Annotated in this window: 15 protein-coding genes and 1 tRNA gene; 3 read left to right on the forward strand and 13 right to left on the reverse strand. The window is 70.9% G+C overall.

The features are described from left to right. Nucleotides 1–39 precede the first annotated feature (39 nt). The 7 genes from ABZ818_RS10125 to pgsA form a co-directional block, all read right to left on the reverse strand. Nucleotides 40–792 carry a YebC/PmpR family DNA-binding transcriptional regulator gene (locus tag ABZ818_RS10125; RefSeq protein WP_361412751.1) on the reverse strand — a complete coding sequence of 251 codons (753 nt, stop codon included), beginning with the start codon at nt 790–792 and terminating at the stop codon, nt 40–42. Between the two features lie 47 nt (nt 793–839). After that, complete coding sequence (pdxT, locus tag ABZ818_RS10130; RefSeq protein WP_361412752.1) at nt 840–1,448, reverse strand: pyridoxal 5'-phosphate synthase glutaminase subunit PdxT; 609 nt, start codon at nt 1,446–1,448, stop codon at nt 840–842. A gap of 41 nt (nt 1,449–1,489) precedes the next feature. Beyond that, nucleotides 1,490–2,404, reverse strand: coding sequence for a pyridoxal 5'-phosphate synthase lyase subunit PdxS (pdxS, locus tag ABZ818_RS10135; RefSeq protein WP_361412753.1), 915 nt, complete (start codon nt 2,402–2,404; stop codon nt 1,490–1,492). 138 nt (nt 2,405–2,542) lie between these two features. Beyond that, nucleotides 2,543–3,085 carry a hypothetical protein gene (locus ABZ818_RS10140; protein WP_361412754.1) on the reverse strand — a complete coding sequence of 181 codons (543 nt, stop codon included), beginning with the start codon at nt 3,083–3,085 and terminating at the stop codon, nt 2,543–2,545. 69 nt (nt 3,086–3,154) lie between these two features. After that, nucleotides 3,155–4,318, reverse strand: coding sequence for a glycosyltransferase family 4 protein (locus tag ABZ818_RS10145; protein WP_361412755.1), 1,164 nt, complete (start codon nt 4,316–4,318; stop codon nt 3,155–3,157). Then, nucleotides 4,315–5,244 (reverse strand): phosphatidylinositol mannoside acyltransferase, encoded by a 930-nt coding sequence (locus tag ABZ818_RS10150; RefSeq protein WP_361412756.1) that lies wholly within the window; start codon nt 5,242–5,244, stop codon nt 4,315–4,317. Before ABZ818_RS10150 ends, ABZ818_RS10145 begins: the two co-directional genes overlap by 4 nt. Then, complete coding sequence (pgsA, locus tag ABZ818_RS10155) at nt 5,241–5,969, reverse strand: phosphatidylinositol phosphate synthase (RefSeq protein WP_361412882.1); 729 nt, start codon at nt 5,967–5,969, stop codon at nt 5,241–5,243. The genes ABZ818_RS10150 and pgsA overlap by 4 nt, the downstream gene beginning before the upstream one ends. A 227-nt stretch (nt 5,970–6,196) precedes the next feature. Here pgsA and ABZ818_RS10160 point away from each other — a divergent pair, with 227 nt between their 5' ends. Then, the gene (locus ABZ818_RS10160; protein ID WP_361412757.1) at nt 6,197–8,395 is read left to right on the forward strand and encodes an elongation factor G-like protein EF-G2; all 2,199 of its coding nucleotides are present in this window, start codon (nt 6,197–6,199) and stop codon (nt 8,393–8,395) included. 169 nt (nt 8,396–8,564) lie between these two features. Continuing rightward, nucleotides 8,565–10,232 carry a hypothetical protein gene (locus ABZ818_RS10165; protein WP_361412758.1) on the forward strand — a complete coding sequence of 556 codons (1,668 nt, stop codon included), beginning with the start codon at nt 8,565–8,567 and terminating at the stop codon, nt 10,230–10,232. Between the two features lie 38 nt (nt 10,233–10,270). Here ABZ818_RS10165 and ABZ818_RS10170 read toward each other — a convergent pair whose 3' ends face one another. From ABZ818_RS10170 to ABZ818_RS10185, 4 genes are all read right to left on the reverse strand, one after another. Beyond that, nucleotides 10,271–10,816 (reverse strand): HIT domain-containing protein, encoded by a 546-nt coding sequence (locus ABZ818_RS10170; RefSeq protein WP_361412759.1) that lies wholly within the window; start codon nt 10,814–10,816, stop codon nt 10,271–10,273. 89 nt (nt 10,817–10,905) lie between these two features. Next, complete coding sequence (gene thrS, locus ABZ818_RS10175; protein WP_361412760.1) at nt 10,906–12,882, reverse strand: threonine--tRNA ligase; 1,977 nt, start codon at nt 12,880–12,882, stop codon at nt 10,906–10,908. A gap of 131 nt (nt 12,883–13,013) precedes the next feature. After that, entirely contained in the window at nt 13,014–14,249 is a 1,236-nt protein-coding gene (locus ABZ818_RS10180; RefSeq protein ID WP_361412761.1) for a hypothetical protein, read from the reverse strand. Next, nucleotides 14,246–14,812 (reverse strand): DUF4365 domain-containing protein, encoded by a 567-nt coding sequence (locus ABZ818_RS10185; RefSeq protein ID WP_361412762.1) that lies wholly within the window; start codon nt 14,810–14,812, stop codon nt 14,246–14,248. The genes ABZ818_RS10180 and ABZ818_RS10185 overlap by 4 nt, the downstream gene beginning before the upstream one ends. A gap of 181 nt (nt 14,813–14,993) precedes the next feature. On the opposite strand from ABZ818_RS10185, the gene ABZ818_RS10190 reads away from it, so the two are divergent. Beyond that, complete coding sequence (locus ABZ818_RS10190; RefSeq protein ID WP_361412763.1) at nt 14,994–15,722, forward strand: 3'-5' exonuclease; 729 nt, start codon at nt 14,994–14,996, stop codon at nt 15,720–15,722. A gap of 45 nt (nt 15,723–15,767) precedes the next feature. Here ABZ818_RS10190 and ABZ818_RS10195 read toward each other — a convergent pair. Then, nucleotides 15,768–15,839, reverse strand: a tRNA-Val gene (locus tag ABZ818_RS10195). A 39-nt stretch (nt 15,840–15,878) separates the two neighbouring features. Continuing rightward, nucleotides 15,879–16,325 carry an SRPBCC family protein gene (locus ABZ818_RS10200; RefSeq protein ID WP_361412764.1) on the reverse strand — a complete coding sequence of 149 codons (447 nt, stop codon included), beginning with the start codon at nt 16,323–16,325 and terminating at the stop codon, nt 15,879–15,881. Nucleotides 16,326–16,343 lie beyond the last annotated feature (18 nt).

The raw sequence follows: 16,343 nt of genomic DNA on the forward strand, positions 1-16,343 counted from the left end.
CCACCGGCCCGTACAAGCCCAGGCGATCCGCGGCGGCGGTTACGCCTCGACCTTCTCCATGATCTCGTCGCTGACGTCGAAGTTGGCGAAGACGTTCTGCACGTCGTCGCTGTCCTCGAGCGCGTCGATCAGCTTGAAGATCTTCTTGGCGCCCTCCTCGTCCAGCTCCACCTGCATGGTGGGGACGAAGTTGGCCTCGGCGGAGTCGTAGTCGATGCCGGCCTCCTGGAGGGCGGTGCGGACCGCCACCAGGTCGGTGGCCTCGCTGAGCACCTCGAAGGACTCGCCGAGGTCGTTGACCTCCTCGGCGCCCGCGTCCAGGACGGCCGTCAGGACGTCGTCCTCCGACAATTCGTCCTTGGGGACGATCACGACGCCCTTGCGGTTGAAGAGGTACGACACCGAGCCCGGGTCGGCCATGGAGCCGCCGTTGCGGGTCATGGCGACGCGGACGTCGGAGGCGGCGCGGTTGCGGTTGTCGGTGAGGCACTCGATGAGCACCGCGACACCGTTCGGACCGTAACCCTCGTACATGATCGTCTCGTAGTCGGCGCCGCCGGCCTCGAGACCACCGCCGCGCTTGATGGCCGAGTCGATGTTCTTGTTCGGCACCGACTGCTTCTTGGCCTTCTGCACGGCGTCGTAGAGCGTCGGGTTGCCGTCCAGGTCGACGCCGCCCATGCGAGCCGCGACCTCGATGTTCTTGATCAGCTTCGCGAAGAGCTTGCCGCGCTTGGCATCGATGACGGCCTTCTTGTGCTTCGTCGTGGCCCATTTAGAGTGGCCGGACATCTGCCTGTCTCCTTCGCGTAACCCGTCTGCGTACGAACGCAGGAATCCTACAAGGACTCCGGTGTCCGGTTCGCGCGCACCATGTCGACGAACAGGGCGTGCACGCGGTGGTCGCCGGTCAGCTCCGGGTGGAACGACGTGGCCAGCGCGTTGCCCTGGCGGACCGCGACGATGTGACCCTCGTGCTCGGCGAGCACCTCGGCCCCGGCGCCGACGGACTCGACCCAGGGGGCGCGGATGAAGACGCCCTCCACAGGATCTCCCAGAACGCCCTTGACGTCGACGGCTGCCTCGAAGGACTCGTTCTGCCGTCCGAAGGCGTTGCGGCGCACGATCATGTCGATCCCGCCGATGGTCTCCTGGCCCGAACGCGGGTCGAGGATCTTGTCGGCGAGCATGATCATGCCGGCGCAGGTGCCGTAGACGGGCAGGCCGTCCCGCACGCGCGCGCGAAGGGGGTCCATCACACCGAAGAGGACGGCCAGCTTGGAGATGGTGGTGGACTCGCCGCCGGGGAGGACGAGGCCGTCGACCTCGGCGAGCTCTTCGGGGCGCCGCACCGGCCTGGCCACGGCGTCCGCCGCGGCCAGGGCGATGAGGTGCTCCCGTACGTCGCCCTGGAGGGCCAGGACGCCTATGACGGGTGAGTCGGTCATGTACGTGGGGTTCTCTCTGCGTGCGGTCCCTCGGAACCCGCTCACCAGCCGCGGTTGGCGTAGCGCTCGGCCTCGGGGAGGGTGTCGCAGTTGATGCCGACCATGGCCTCGCCGAGGTTGCGGGACGCGTCCGCGATGATCTTCGGGTCGTCGTAGAAGGTGGTGGCCTTCACGATGGCGGCGGCGCGCTTGGCCGGGTCGCCGGACTTGAAGATGCCGGAGCCGACGAAGACACCCTCGGCGCCGAGCTGGCGCATCAGCGCGGCGTCGGCGGGGGTGGCCACACCGCCGGCGGAGAACAGCACGACCGGGAGCTTGCCCAGCTCGGCGACCTCCTTGACCAGCTCGTACGGGGCGCGCAGCTCCTTGGCGGCGGCGTACAGCTCGTGGTTGTCGTAGCCGCGCAGGCGGGCGATCTCGTTCTTGATCTGGCGCAGGTGGCGGACGGCCTCGACGACGTTGCCGGTGCCGGCCTCGCCCTTGGAGCGGATCATCGCGGCGCCCTCGGCGATCCGGCGCAGGGCCTCGCCGAGGTTGGTGGCGCCGCATACGAAGGGGGTGGTGAAGGCCCACTTGTCGGAGTGGTTGACCTCGTCGGCCGGGGTGAGGACCTCGGACTCGTCGATGTAGTCGACGCCGAGCGACTGAAGGACCTGGGCCTCGACGAAGTGGCCGATGCGGGACTTGGCCATGACCGGGATGGAGACGGCGTCGATGATGCCCTCGATCATGTCCGGGTCGGACATGCGGGCCACGCCGCCGTCCTTGCGGATGTCGGCGGGGACACGCTCCAGGGCCATGACCGCGACGGCGCCCGCGTCCTCGGCGATCTTCGCCTGCTCCGGCGTGACGACGTCCATGATCACGCCGCCCTTGAGCTGCTCGGCCATGCCGCGCTTCACACGGGCGGTACCGGTCTCGGGGGTCTGGGCGGAGTCGGAAATCGTGGTGGACACGGGTGACCTCACTTGGTGAGAAGAGGGTGTAGTGCGCCACCGAGGAAACGGGATTGGACCAGTCCAGAGCAAGGGCCAATGGGAACCCGGTGGATCCTTTTCGCCCGGCACCGCCCGAAAGGGCGCCACCGGTTCCGGTCAGGCGGCCCGCTCCGCCAGGGCCGACGGCGGCTCGTCGTCCATCTCGAAGGCCAAGGGGAACGGGGCGTGTCCGGCCAGCCGGAACCACCGCACCTTGCGGTGTTCGCGCAGCCGGCGGGCGGCTCCCACGGCATCGTTGTGGAAGCGGCGGGCCATCGGCACCCTGCGCACGGCCTCGGTCAGCTCGTGCGCCGCCTCCTCTCCCCCGGGCGCCTCGCGCACCGCCTCGACCTGCTGGGCCTCGGCGAACACGGCCCGCAGCGCCTGGCTCAACTCGCTCTCCGCGACCTCCCGTTGCTCCTCCTCGGCCTGCCGCGCGGCGTGCGCGGACTCGTACAGCACGATGGAGGCGGCCGGGTCAAGCACGCCGGAGGTGGCCAGTTCCTGCGCCACCGAGGCCCGCCGCAGCAACTGCGCGTCCAGCGCGGCCCGCGCGGCGTCGATACGGGCGTGCAGCCGGTCCAGCCGCCCGGCCGTCCAGCTCAGATACAGCCCGACGGCCACGAGCGCGACGACAATCCAGATGAGCGTTACGGTCACGGGCGGCAAGGCTACCGGGACGCCCCGCGCGGATGGCCGGGGCCTTGCGTCCCGGACGAGTCGCCGAGGTCAGTCGCGGGCCAGGCCCAGGCGGGCCCGCAGCCCCGTGGCGCGTTCGTCGGCGGCCACCGCCGCGGCGCCGGCGGTGACCGTCTCGTAGACGGAGAGGATGTCGGCGCCGACGGTCGACCAGTCGAAGCGGCGCACATGGGTGCTGCCGCGTTCGCGCAGTTCGGCTCGGCGGGACGGGTCGGCCAGCAGCCGCACGGCGGCTTCGGCGAGGGCGTCGGCGTCCTCGTTGGCGAAGAGTTCACCGGCCTTGCCCTGGTCCAGGACCTGGGCGAAGGCGTCCAGGTCCGAGGCGAGGACCGGAGCTCCGGCCGACATGGCCTCGACCAGGATGATGCCGAAACTCTCCCCGCCGGTGTTCGGGGCCACGTACAGGTCGACGCTGCGCAGGAGACGCGCCTTGTCCTCGTCGCTGATCATGCCGAGGAACTCCACGCGCGAGCGCAGTTCCCTCGGCAGGTCCTCCACGGCCTGTTCCTCGTCCCCGCGGCCCGCGACCAGCAGTCGGGCCCCCGGGCGGGCGGCGAGGATCCCGGGCAGCGCCCTCATCAGCACGGGCAGGCCCTTGCGGGGCTCGTCGATGCGGCCGATGAAGCCGATCGTGTCCCCCTGCCACTCGGGCTTGGGCTCGGCCTGGGCGAAGAAGTCGACGTCGACGCCGTTGGGGATCACCACCGCGTCGCCGCCGAGGTGCTCGACGAGGGTGCGGCGGGCGTACTCGCTCACCGCGATCCGCGCGCTGATCTTCTCCAGGGCCGCCTGGAGGATGGCGTACGCGGCGATCATCGCCCGCGACCGGGGATTGGAGGTGTGGAAGGTGGCGACGATCGGGCCCTGGGCCGCCCAGCAGGTCAGCAGGCCCAGCGACGGCGAGGTCGGCTCGTGGATGTGGATCACGTCGAACCGGCCCTCGTGCAGCCAGCGCCGCACCCGGGCCGCCGACAGGAAGCCGAAGTTGAGCCGGGCCACCGAGCCGTTGTAGGGCACCGGGACCGCCCGGCCGGCCGAGACGACGTAGGGCGGCAGCGGGGTGTCGTCGTCCGCGGGGGCGAGGACGGACACCTCGTGGCCGAGGCCGATGAAGTACTCCGCCAGGTCCCGGATGTGGAACTGCACACCACCGGGCACGTCCCACGAGTAGGGGCAGACGATGCCGATCCTCACGCCGCAGCCTTCCCGGGATGCGCGGGATCCCGTCCGGGATCCAGGTCCGCGAGCCACAAGCGCTGAAGCATGTGCCAGTCCTCCGGATGCTCGGCGATCCCCGTGGCGAAGGCGTCGGCCAGCGCCTGTGTCATGACAGACGTCTTCTCGGCCCGAGTACCTGTCGCGGGGACGTCGACCGGAGGATGCACACGGCCCCGCATGACGGGCGAGTCGTCGTACCAGAGGGTGACGGGCAGCAGCAGGGCTCCCGTCTGCTGGGCGAGGAGGGCGGGACCGGCGGGCATCCGGGCCGTCTCGCCGAAGAACGTCACCTCCACCCCGGAGGCGGACAGGTCGCGGTCGGCGACCAGGCAGACCAGGCCGCCGTCGCGCAGCCGCCGGGCCAGCGTGCCGAACGCGGAGCCGCCGCTGTGCGGCAGGACCTCCATGCCGAGGCCCTCGCGGTAGGCGACGAACCGGTCGTAGAGCGTCTCCGGCTTCAGCCGCTCGGCGACCGTCGTGAACGGCGTCTTCAGCTCGGTGGTGACCCAGGCGCCGGCCAGGTCCCAGTTGGCCAGGTGGGGCAGGGCGAGGACGACGCCCTTGCCGGCCGCCAGGCCGTCGGTCAGGTGGTGCAGGTCCTTGGGGTCGAAGCCCGCCCTGATCCGCTCGGCATTCCAGGACGGCAGCCGGAAGGACTCCATCCAGTAGCGCAGGTACGAGCGCATCCCCGCGCGCGACAGTTCGGCGAGGCGCTCGGGGGTCGCGTCGGGCACCACGCGCGCGTAGTTGCCCTCCAGCCGCCGCACACCCTTGCCCCGCTGCCGCCAGGCCAGGTCGGCGACCGTGCGGCCGAGCCGTGCGGCGACCGGTTCGGGGAGCTTCTTGACGGTGCCCCAGCCGAGGCCGTACAGCCCGTCGCTGAGCCGCTCCTGGACGGTCATTTCGCCGCCTCGCTCCCCTGCTCCCGCCGGGCCGCCGCGGCCTCCGCCTCGGCGGACTCCCGGCGCACCGTGACGACCCGCTGGATCAGCGTGACCAGGCTGCCCGCGGCGACGATCCACAGGGCGATCGGCAGCAGGTACTGGATGCCCGGCACCCCGAACTTGTGCAGGCCCGCGAACCCGGCCGCGACCAGCGAGATCACCAGCCGCTCGGCACGCTCGACCAGCCCGTTGACGGCGACCGGCAGGCCGATCGACTCGCCCCGGGCCTTGGTGTACGACACCACCTGGCCGCTGGCCAGACAGAAGATCGACACCGCGCACAGCACGTTGTCGTTGCCATGACCCGCGTACCACAGGGCGAAACCGCCGAAGATCGCGCCGTCGGCGACCCGGTCGAGGGTGGAGTCCAGGAAAGCGCCCCAGCGGCTGGAGCGGCCGAGCTGGCGGGCCATGTTGCCGTCGACGAGGTCGGAGAACACGAACAGCGTGATCACGACCGTGCCCCAGAAGAACTCGCCCCGCGGGTAGAAGACCAGCGCGCCCGCGACCACTCCGGCGGTCCCGATGAGCGTGACCGTGTCCGGGCTCACGCCCCGGCGGATGAGAAACGCGGCGAACGGTGTGAGGACACGCGTGAAGAATGCACGCGCGTACTTGTTCAGCATGGCCTTCCCGAGGGTCGGTGTCGCCGGGCGGCCCCTGCTGGCCACCGGCTGGCCCATCGTAGTCACGCGCGCGCGTGCGCGGCGGCCAGGCGCCCGACCTCCGCGGGCACCGGCGGCCGGCCGTGCGCAAGCGCTGGTGGACGGCGGGATCGGGTCCTTCGTATGGACGCAGCGTGACGGGAGTGGAAAGCTCGAAGGACCGCGGGCGTCGCAGGAGCCGCCAGTGCACGCGGTGCCGCGTGTCCGCGCCCACAGTGACCTCACCCTCAACGGGAGGCAGGATCATGGGCGACAAGACGCAGACCCACCCCGGAGCCGCCGGCAGGGCAAGGGCGGCCGACCATCCCGCATCCGTACGCAATGTGGTGCTGGTCGGCCACTCCGGATCGGGCAAGACGACCCTGGTGGAGGCTCTCGCGCTGACCGCGGGAGCGGTGAACCGCGCCGGCCGCGTGGAGGACGGCGGCAGCATCTCGGACTACGACGAGATCGAGCACCGGCAGCAGCGCTCGGTGCAGCTCTCCCTGGTACCCGTCGAATGGGACGGCATCAAGATCAACGTGCTGGACACCCCCGGCTACGCCGACTTCGTCGGGGAGCTCAGGGCCGGTCTGCGCGCCGCGGACGCGGCCCTGTTCGTCGTCTCGGCCTCCGACGGCGTGGACGGCTCGACCCGCATGGTCTGGGAGGAGTGCGCGGCCGTCGGCATGCCCCGCGCCATCGTGATCACGCATCTGGAGGCCGCGCGCGCGGACTTCGAGGAGATGACACGGGTGTGCGCGGAGGCGTTCGGCGCGGACGACCCCGACGCCGTCCTGCCGCTCTACCTGCCGCTGCGCGGCCCGCAGGGACCCGACGGGCACGCGCCCGCGACCGGTCTGGTCGGACTGCTGACGCAGAAGCTGTTCGACTACTCCTCCGGCGAGCGCAAGGAGTCCGAACCGGGCGAGGACCAGCTGCCGCAGCTGGAGGAGGCCCGCAACCGGCTGATCGAGGGCATCATCGCCGAGAGCGAGGACGAGACCCTCATGGACCGCTACCTCGGCGGTGAACAGGTCGACGTCAAGACGCTCATCGAGGACCTGGAACGGGCCGTCGCGCGCGGGGCGTTCTTCCCCGTCCTGGCCGCCGCGCCCGCCGCCGAGGGCGCCAAGCAGGGCATCGGCACCGTGGAGCTCCTTGAGCTGATCACCCGCGGCTTCCCCACCCCGCTGGAGCACGAGGCACCCGCGGTCACCACCATCGACGGCAGCCCGCGCGAACTGCGGCCGTGCGACCCGGACGGGCCGCTGGTCGCCGAGGTCGTCAAGACCTCCTCCGACCCGTACGTCGGCCGCGTCTCCCTGGTCCGCGTCTTCTCCGGCACCCTGCGCCCCGACCAGACCGTGCACGTCTCCGGACACGGCCTGGCCGACCGCGGCCACGAGGACCACGACGTCGACGAGCGGGTCGGCGCCCTGTCCACGCCCTTCGGCAAGCAGCAGCGCCCGGTGACGCACGTCATCGCCGGCGACCTCGCGTGCGTGGCGAAACTCGGCCGCGCCGAGACCGGCGACACGCTCTCCGCCAAGGACGACCCGCTGCTGATGGAGCCGTGGCAGATGCCCGACCCGCTGCTGCCGCTCGCCATCCAGGCCCACAGCAAACCCGACGAGGACAAGCTCTCCCAGGGCTTGGCCCGGCTGGTCGCGGAGGACCCGACGATGCGCCTGGAGCAGAACCAGGACACCCACCAGGTGGTGCTGTGGTGCCTGGGCGAGGCCCACGCCGACGTCGCCCTGGAGCGGCTGCGCAGCCGGTACGGCGTCCAGGTCGACGTCGTACCGCACCGGGTCTCGCTGCGCGAGACGTTCGCGGACCGGTCCGCGGGGCGCGGACGGCACGTCAAGCAGTCCGGCGGCCACGGCCAGTACGCCATCTGCGAGATCGAGGTGGAGCCGCTGCCGGGCGGCTCGGGCATCGAGTTCGTGGACAAGGTCGTCGGCGGAGCCGTGCCACGGCAGTTCATCCCCTCGGTGGAGAAGGGCGTACGGACCCAGGCCGCCAGGGGCGTCGCCGCCGGCCACCCGCTGATCGACGTACGGATCACCCTGCTGGACGGCAAGGCACACTCGGTGGACTCCTCCGATGCGGCCTTCCAGACCGCGGGCGCGCTCGCACTGCGGGAAGCCGCGGCCGACGCGCGGATCCACCTGCTGGAACCGGTGGCCGAGGTGACCGTGCTGGTCGGCGACGACTATGTGGGCCCCGTGATGAGCGACCTGTCCGGACGGCGCGGCCGGGTACTGGGCACCGAACAGGTGGGCAGCGGCCGCACCCTGATACGCGCCGAGGTGCCCGAGATCGAGATCGGCCGGTACGCGATCGACCTGCGCTCCCTGTCGCACGGCACGGCCCGCTTCGACCGCAGGTACGTACGGCACGAGCCGATGCCGCCCCAGGTGGCCGAACGGATACGCCAACAGGAGCGCGAAGCTTCATAGTCGGCGCGCCCGGCGCACAACCAGGGCGCTGGAACGCATCGTTGCGAACAGGTGGGCGGCTCCAGCCGTCCGCCTGTCCGCGCGCTCGACTGCCGATACCCTGATGACCTGATCAACAGGTGTGCCGGGCAGGGAAGTCGGGAAGGCCGCAGATGCAGGAGCGGCGGCAATGGGGGCGGAAGTGACGGACGGATTCGATTTCAGTCCCGGGGCTCAGGTGCCCCTGTCCGGCTCGGCGGGGCAGACGGCGGCGACCAACTCGCTCGCCGCGGCCGCCTACCGGGACGACGAAGTGACCAAGATCCTGGCCGCGGACAACGAATGGCACCAGTCCAAGGTCAGCCTGCCGCGCCCATGGGCGAAGATCTTCCGCCCCAGGTTCGGCGAGGCCTTCTCCCGCGCGGTGATCGACCGCATGCTCGGCGCCGGGCGCAAACCGCTCATCCAGTCCTTCGGCCTCGAACCCCAGGTCGTCGTGGAGCACTGCCTGGCCGCCCACCGCATCCGCCGCGACCGCGACAACTGGCTGACGGCGGTGACCGTACTGTGCGGGGTGCTCTTCCTGCCCGGCCTCCTCGTGTGGCTGCTCGTGTTCACCCTGCGCACCACCATCGGCAAACGTGAGGACAAACGGGCCGGCGCCCTCGCCAACACGCTGCTGGTCGCCATGGCCGCACTCGCCGTGCTCTTCCTGATCAAGATGCCCTTCACCGACTTCTGGGCGTGGTACGCACGCGCGGCGGTCGTCATGCCCGTGATCGGCTGGTTCTGGGCCAAGCAGATCTGCGAACGCTCGGCGCGCGAACTGCGGGAGCGCTGGGAAGGCCTCCTGACCGGCGGCGGCGTGGGCGCCAAGATCCCCGAAGCCGTACCGGGCAACCCCGGCGACGCGGCCGAACAAGTACGCAAGGAACTCGCCCGGCTCAGCGCCGAGCAGCGCTCCAACTCCGTCTTCTACGCCGGCCCCAAGGGCATACTCGGCATGGGCACCCGCTGGGGCAGCTGGCAACTGGCCGAGGAACTGGTCTCCGCCGAACCGGGCAAGGAGTTCCACCCCTTCCGCAGCTGGGACGTCATCACCGCGATCCAGGGCGGCCTGGCCATGCTCGAACGCACCTCCATCAACACCGGCGGCTTCCCCAAGCCGACCGTCACCCACTGGGTCGTCACACCGATCGGGGAGAACGCCAAGGAGGTCTCCCGGCCGAGCGGCGCCGACGTCGAGACGTACACGGTCAAGACGCACGCCATGCAGGACATCTGCAACAAGCAGCAGTTCGGCAGCGGCGACCGCCACTACCTCGGCGTGCAGTGGACCCTCTGGGACGGCCATCTGGTGATCACCATGCTGGTCACCGTGACGGTGCTGCACGACACCCTGCGCATCGAGGTCACCGGCCACGCCCTCGGACCGGTCAACCCCCTGTTCAACGAGAAACCGGCGGCCAAGGAGAAGACGGTCCAGAAGGCGCTCCGCTTCTGGGAGACCCGCAAGGTGAAACTGCCCCTGATCGACGCCGACGAGGTGGTACGGCTCGCCGCCCGCGCCCCCCTGTCCTGGTACCCGCCCCTGCTGAACTGGCTCGGCGGCAGCCTCACCCTGCCGGAGCCGTTCGGGCTGCGGCACGCCTGGGCCGACCAGCCCTGGCGCCACCGCTTCATGGCCGACGACGCGCTGCGCGCCGCCACGCCCGTGCTGCGGGTGGTACACGCCGCGGCGCTCAAGGTCCTCAAGGAGAACGGCGTGAACGTCGAGAAGTTCGGCTCCCGCTCCGCGGTCCTCAGCGGCGCCGTCCAGGACGTGTCACCGAAGAAGGCCGACTCCTACGACGCGTGAGGCGTACGCCCGCGGCGCGGGCTGCGCCTGTCGGCGCGCTACGCCTGCCAGGCCTTCGCGAGCATCGTGCGGGTGTCGGCGAGGAGCTGCGGCAGGACCTTCGTGTGGCCGACCACCGGCATGAAGTTCGTGTCACCGCCCCAGCGGGGCACGATGTGCTGGTGCAGATGGGCCGCGATACCGGCGCCGGCGACCGTGCCCTGGTTCATGCCGATGTTGAAGCCATGGGCGCCGGAGGCGGCGCGCAGCGCCCGCATCGCCTGCTTGGTCAGCTCCGCCAGCTCCGCGGTCTCCGCCTCGGTCAGGTCCGTGTAGTCGGCGACGTGGCGGTAGGGCACGGTCATCAGGTGGCCGCCGTTGTAGGGGTACAGATTGAGCACCGCGTACACCAGCTCGCCGCGCCGGACGATCAGCCCGTCCTCGTCGGACTTGGCCGGGATCGAGCAGAAGGGGCAGCCGTCGTCGGCACCGGGGCCGCTCGGCTTGTTCTCGCCCTGGATGTAGGCCATCCGATGGGGCGTCCACAGGCGCTGGAACGCGTCCTGCGTCCCCACTCCGATCTGCTGTTCCGGCTCACTCGTCATGCGTGCAGCATATGGCGTGCGACCTGCGGACAGGCAAAGGCCCCCGGGGATACCCGGGGGCCTGAAGGCCTATGTCGGTGGCCGCCGCATCACACCTGTACGCGGCGCTCCACCACGTCGAGGAGCTTCGCCAGCGCCTCGTCACGCGGAATGCCGTTCTCCTGCGAACCGTCGCGGTAGCGGAACGACACCGTGCCCGCGTTCATGTCGTCGTCACCGACGATGATCATGAACGGCACCTTGAGCTTCTGATGCGTCCTGATCTTCTTCTGCATGCGGTCCGAGGAGGAGTCCACCTCGACGCGCAGGCCCTTCCTCTTCGCGTCCGCGGCGAACTTCTGGAGGTACTCCACGTGGGCGTCGCCGACCGGGATGCCGACCGCCTGAACGGGCGCCAGCCATGCCGGGAACGCGCCCGCGTAGTGCTCGAGCAGCACCGCGAAGAACCGCTCGATGCTGCCGAACAGCGCGCGGTGGATCATGACCGGGCGCTGCTTGGAGCCGTCCGCGGCCGTGTACTCCAGGTCGAAGCGCTCGGGCAGGTTGAAGTCGAGCTGGACCGTCGACATCTGCCAGGTGCGGCCGATGGCGTCCTTGACCTGGACGGAGATCTTCGGGCCGTAGAAGGCCGCGCCGCCCGGGTCCGGGACCAGCTGCAGGCCCTGCTTCTCGCCGACCTGGCGCAGGGTCTCGGTGGCCTCTTCCCAGACCTCGTCGGAGCCGACGTACTTCTCCGGGTCCTTGGTGGACAGCTCCAGGTAGAAGTCGGTCAGACCGTAGTCGCGCAGCAGGTTCAGCACGAAGGTGAGCGTCTTGTCGAGCTCGTCGGCCATCTGCTCGCGGGTGCAGTAGATGTGCGCGTCGTCCTGGGTGAAGCCGCGGGCACGGGTCAGGCCGTGCACGACGCCCGACTTCTCATAGCGGTAGACCGTGCCGAACTCGAAGAGCCGCAGGGGCAGTTCCCGGTACGACCGCCCGCGCGCGTCGAAGATCAGGTTGTGCATCGGGCAGTTCATGGGCTTGAGGTAGTAGTCCACGCCCTCGTCGAGCTGCATGGGCGGGTACATGCCCTCGGCGTACCAGTCCAGGTGGCCCGAGGTCTCGAAGAGCTTCCCCTTGGTCGCGTGCGGGGTGTAGACGAACTCGTAGCCCTCCTCCTCGTGGCGGCGGCGCGAGTAGTCCTCCATCACGCGGCGGATGATGCCGCCCTTGGGGTGGAAGACCGCCAGACCGGAGCCGATCTGCTCGGGGATGGAGAACAGGTCCAGCTCGTTGCCCAGCTTGCGGTGGTCGCGCTTCTCGGCCTCGGCGAGGAAGTCGAGGTACGCCTTCAGCTCGTCCTTGGACGGCCAGGCGGTGCCGTAGATGCGCTGGAGCTGCTTGTTCTTCTCGTTGCCGCGCCAGTACGCCGAGGCGTTGCGCATCAGCTTGAACGCCGGGATAAGCCGGGTGGAGGGCAGGTGGGGACCGCGGCAGAGGTCCTTCCAGCACAGCTCGCCGGTCTTGGCGTCCAGGTTGTCGTAGATCGTCAGCTCGCCGGCGCCGACCTCGACGTCCGCTCCGTCGTCGTGCGACGCGGAGCCCTTGAGGCCGATCAGCTCCAGCTTGTACGGCTCGTCGGCCAGCTCCTCGCGGGCGGCCTCGTCGCTGACGGCGCGGCGGGAGAAGCGCTGGCCCCGCTTCTGGATCTCCTGCATCTTCTTCTCGATGGCCTTGAGATCCTCGGGCGTGAACGGCTTCTCGACGTCGAAGTCGTAGTAGAAGCCGTCCCTGACCGGCGGGCCGATGCCCAGCTTGGCCTCGGGGAAGATCTCCTGCACGGCCTGCGCCATGACGTGCGCGGTGGAGTGGCGCAGGATGTTGAGGCCGTCCTCCGAGGAGATCTCGACGCCCTCTACGGTCTCGCCGTCCTCGACCTCGTAGGCGAGGTCCTTGAGTTCGCCTCCGACACGCGCGGCGACGATCGAGCGCTCGCCGGCGAAGAGGTCGGCGGCCGTGGTGCCCGTCGTCACCGTGCGCTCTTCCCGCTCGGAATCGCGTTGGATGATCACACGGACGTCTGACACCGGTCTCTCCTGACTGCAGGTGGGGTGCGGCGCCATACCTGGAGCGCGCGCATGACTGGGATCGTACCGACCCCGGGCCCGTGACCGCGAAACGATTACGCACGGTCCACGGTCGGTCGCAGTCGTTCGCGTCAGTCGTGGTCGTCCCCGCCGCACGCCTCCTCGAAGTAGTCCCTGTCCTTGGCGTTCTCCTGCAACGACTTCATCAGCCGGTCCCGCTCCTCGTCGTCCACCTGGACGGGTACGACGCCGGAGGCGCCCGTGAGCCGGCGGAAGCCACCACGGCTCTCCAGCCGTCCGAGCACGCGCACGGGCAGTCCGACGAGGTGGGCGTGCCCGGCGATGCGGTAGTCCTCCTCGTCCAGGGTCGCGCGCACGTACGGCACTTCGGCGCCCGCGAGCACCCGCAGCCGTACGGTGCCCTCGCCGCGCGGCTGCGCTCTGCGCAGCCGCACCACGGTGCCGGTGATCCGCGCGGGCACCGACGGTTCGGCGCGCAGATAGCGGGCTCCGGCCTCGCGGAGCACGGGCAGGTCGCCCGGCGAGAACTCGACGGCCTCGGCGGCGGCCGCGCAGGCCTCGGGGACACCCGCGGCGGGCGCCCACTCGACGGCGACCCGCGCGCCCTCGGTGCCGCGGACGAGGGCGGCGACGGCCTCGGTGAGTTCACGGCTCGCGCCCGCGCGGACGGCACCGTCGAAGGCGTCCATGGCGCCGGTGGCCCGGCGGTAGTCGACGGCCTCACGGACGGCGTACAGGGCCTGGTGGAGGCATACGGCGAGGGGGCGTCCGGGGTCGACGGGGACGAAGGCGGTCAGGCCGCGGCCGTCGGCGGCGGAGCCGACGAGGACGTGGTCCAGGCAGGCGGCGGCCGAGCGCCGGTGGCGGGCGCCGTGGTAGCCGGCACGCGCGCGTGTGGCGAGCGCGGCGGCGAGCAGCATCTGCCGGGCGGCGGCGCGCAGCCGTTCCTCGACGGTCCAGCCGACGGCGTCGGCCGGCCCCTCCGGCACATCCCGCCACCAGCGGATCTCGTCGCTGGGCAGGGTGAGCGCGACCAGTACCTCACGCGCGGAGGGCATGCCGCTGCGGGCGAGGGCGTCCAGCGCCTCGCCGAGCAGGTCGTCGCTGTCGGGGAAGGCGCGGCTCTCGGGCACGAGCAGGCTGGTGCCGGCACCGCCGGGGCCGGGCGGGGTCCAGCGGCCGTAGCGGCCGGCGGCGCCGCCGCGCCGCTGCCAGCCGTGCCGGCTCAGCAGGGCCCCGAGGACGGCGGGGTCGACGTCGGAGGGCGCGGGAAGGCGGTTGCGGTGGGCGTCGACGGGGTGCGGCCGCACTGGTCGCAGCGGCTCGTCGAGGGGGCGGTGCGTCATGGTCTGCCTCCCGTCCCGACCCGCGTCATGATCTCGCACAGGGCCCGGTCGTCGAAGATGCGCGAGGTCGGGATCCGCACGGTGGTCCGGTGCCGGCCGGTGAGGGGGTGGCCGGCGAGGTTGACCCAGTAGCAGCAGTGCCTGAGGTCGAGCCGGTCGTGGCCGGCGCGCAGCCACTGGTCCTGCGACCGGGGCACGATCATCACGACGAGGATCTTGTGCACCGAGACCGGGGTGCGGGCGAGTTTCGCCAGGTGGGCGTTGTCCAGCGTGAAGGAGAAGAACCGGCCCGGGGGGTTGGGCGGTACCTGGTAGGTGCACTTCAGCTGCACCTTGATGGTCACCTCGTCGTCGACGGTGTGTCCGGGGGCGCTGTGGCTGACGTGCCAGTCGATGCCGTTGTCAGGGAAGGGCTGCGACAGCGAGCAGCCGGCCGCCGCGGCGACCGCGTGCAGATAGCCCACCTGAAGTGTCTCCATGCAGGCGGTGGTGGCGAGTGTGCCCCGTGGGGCGCTCGCGCGCTCGGGCAGCAGCCCGCCCCGCTCGGGCTGCGCGATCACCATGACCAACAGCCTTCCACGATTGGTGAATCCCCGCTGCGGGCGCGTGAACTGCAAAGACCCGCACTCCTGTTGTGTCCTTCCGGCGTACGACGCAAACAGCCCGGGTATCACCAAACGGGCAGAAGGCGAACGCAGGAGACGTCGCGTCAGCTGTCCAGTTGGACGGAGGAGTTGTGGGCGTATGACGTGCTGGTACGAGGGGCCTCTGGCCGCGTTCGACACGGAGACGACGGGCGTCGACGTCGAGACCGACCGCATCGTGTCGGCCGCCGTCGTCGTCCAGGACGGCCCGGGTTTCCGGCCGCGGGTTCACCGCTGGCTGGTGAATCCGGGGGTGCCGGTTCCGGAGGCGGCGACGGCGGTGCACGGGCTGACCGACGAGCATCTCCAGCGCAACGGGCGCTGGCCGGCGCCGGTGATGCACGAGCTGGCCGAGGAGCTGGCGGAGCAGGCCGCTCTGGGGCGGCCGCTGGTGGTGATGAACGCGCCGTTCGATCTGACGCTGCTGGACCGGGAGTTGCGTCGCCATCGGGCCTCGTCGCTGGACCACTGGTTCGAGGCGTCGTCGCTGCGGGTGCTGGATCCGCGGGTGCTGGACAAGCATCTCGACCGCTACCGCAAGGGCAGGCGCACCCTCACCGATCTGTGCGCGCACTACGGCGTGGCCCTGCAGGACGCGCACGACGCGGCGGCGGACGCCCTGGCCGCGATGGAAGTGGTCCGCGCGCTCGGCCGCCGGTTCGCGGCCCGCCTGGAGCGGCTGACCCCGACGGAACTGCACACGCTGCAGACGGGATGGCACGCGGCGCAGGCCCGCGGTCTTCAGGCGTGGTTCGCGCGCAGCGGGACGGAGGAGACGGTGGACCCGTCGTGGCCGCTGCGTCCGGACCTGCCGGCGGCGGCCGCGTAGGCATGAGAAAAAGCCGGTCCGCCTGTGCGGACCGGCCTTACCCGGTGGGCGATACTGGGTTCGAACCAGTGACCTCTTCGGTGTGAACGAAGCGCTCTCCCACTGAGCTAATCGCCCGGGAACGCACTGAACCATACAGGCCTGCGGGGCGTTCGTTCAAACCGCTTCCAGGTGTGCGGCCAGTCCGCGTCGTCCGGCTCGCATCATCAGCCGGTGGTTCGCGCGAAAGAGGGGCCGGCCGGGCACGGCGAACCGCCTGAGCAGCGGTTTGTTCACGTCGACGACCTGGTCGTAGCGGGCGAGGGTGCCGGTGCCGTGCGCGGTGAGCGTCCAGCGCGCCCAGCCGTCGACGTCCCCGGTGAGCACGGCCTCCAGGACTCCGGCGGCCGGGTCGCGGCGTACCTCGCGCGCGGTGAAGGTCAGGTCGTAGGGCAGGAGGGAGCGGATCCGGATCACGCCGGTCGCCGCGTCGGTCCGGGTCACCTCGCGCACCTGCCGCCACCAGCGGGGGTAGTCCTCGACCCGTTCCAGTGCCCGGTAGACGGCGTCGGGCGGTGCGGGCAGGGTCCACCGGGTGCGGAAGCGGTAGTGGGTCCAGTCCATGGGACGAGTCTGGACCGG

Source organism: Streptomyces sp. NPDC047453 (assembly GCF_040643155.1).
In the GTDB taxonomy this organism is placed as follows: domain Bacteria; phylum Actinomycetota; class Actinomycetes; order Streptomycetales; family Streptomycetaceae; genus Streptomyces.

Coding starts and splice junctions, on each gene's coding strand:
- ABZ818_RS10125 (WP_361412751.1), bottom strand. CDS start 792: ATGTCCGGCCACTCTAAATGGGCCACGACGAAGCACAAGAAGGCCGTC.
- pdxT (WP_361412752.1), bottom strand. CDS start 1,448: ATGACCGACTCACCCGTCATAGGCGTCCTGGCCCTCCAGGGCGACGTA.
- ABZ818_RS10150 (WP_361412756.1), bottom strand. CDS start 5,244: ATGACCGTCCAGGAGCGGCTCAGCGACGGGCTGTACGGCCTCGGCTGG.
- pgsA (WP_361412882.1), bottom strand. CDS start 5,969: ATGGGCCAGCCGGTGGCCAGCAGGGGCCGCCCGGCGACACCGACCCTC.
- ABZ818_RS10160 (WP_361412757.1), top strand. CDS start 6,197: ATGGGCGACAAGACGCAGACCCACCCCGGAGCCGCCGGCAGGGCAAGG.
- ABZ818_RS10165 (WP_361412758.1), top strand. CDS start 8,565: ATGGGGGCGGAAGTGACGGACGGATTCGATTTCAGTCCCGGGGCTCAG.
- ABZ818_RS10170 (WP_361412759.1), bottom strand. CDS start 10,816: ATGACGAGTGAGCCGGAACAGCAGATCGGAGTGGGGACGCAGGACGCG.
- ABZ818_RS10180 (WP_361412761.1), bottom strand. CDS start 14,249: ATGACGCACCGCCCCCTCGACGAGCCGCTGCGACCAGTGCGGCCGCAC.
- ABZ818_RS10185 (WP_361412762.1), bottom strand. CDS start 14,812: ATGGTGATCGCGCAGCCCGAGCGGGGCGGGCTGCTGCCCGAGCGCGCG.
- ABZ818_RS10190 (WP_361412763.1), top strand. CDS start 14,994: ATGACGTGCTGGTACGAGGGGCCTCTGGCCGCGTTCGACACGGAGACG.
- ABZ818_RS10200 (WP_361412764.1), bottom strand. CDS start 16,325: ATGGACTGGACCCACTACCGCTTCCGCACCCGGTGGACCCTGCCCGCA.